We start from the raw sequence: 458 nt of genomic DNA, 5'->3' as shown, positions 1-458 counted from the left end.
GGTGAAGCCGGGCTGGCTGGCCGTCTACGGCAAGGATGTGGACGACGAGGACGCCAACCTCGTGCCGGTGCAGCCGGGCGAGGTCGTGCGCACCGAGAGCGTCGACGTGAAGGCCCTGCAGACCAAGCCGCCGGCGCGCTACACCGAAGCGACGCTGCTCTCCGCGATGGAAGGCGCCGGCAAGCTGATCGATGACGACGAGTTGCGCGAGGCCATGGCCGAGAAGGGCCTGGGCACGCCAGCCACGCGCGCGGCCACCATCGAAGGCCTGATCAGCGAAAAGTACATGCTGCGCGAGGGCCGCGAGCTGATCCCGACCGCCAAGGCCTTCCAGCTGATGACGCTGCTGCGCGGCCTGGAGGTCGAGGACCTGACCAAGCCCGAGCTGACCGGCGACTGGGAGTCCAAGCTCGCCGCGATGGAGAAGGGCAAGCTGAAGCGCGAGCAGTTCATGGCCG

At 68.6% G+C, this 458-nt stretch carries 1 protein-coding gene; it reads left to right on the top strand.

The features are described from left to right. Positions 1-458 (top strand): DNA topoisomerase (locus GFC01_RS18125; protein ID WP_243137694.1); only part of this gene is annotated, 458 nt, incomplete at both ends.

It is taken from the genome of Desulfofundulus thermobenzoicus, assembly GCF_009428905.1.
GTDB classification, from domain to species: Bacteria; Bacillota; Desulfotomaculia; order Desulfotomaculales; family Desulfovirgulaceae; genus Desulfofundulus_A; species Desulfofundulus_A thermobenzoicus.
This window is presented reverse-complemented; position numbering and strand designations above follow the sequence as displayed.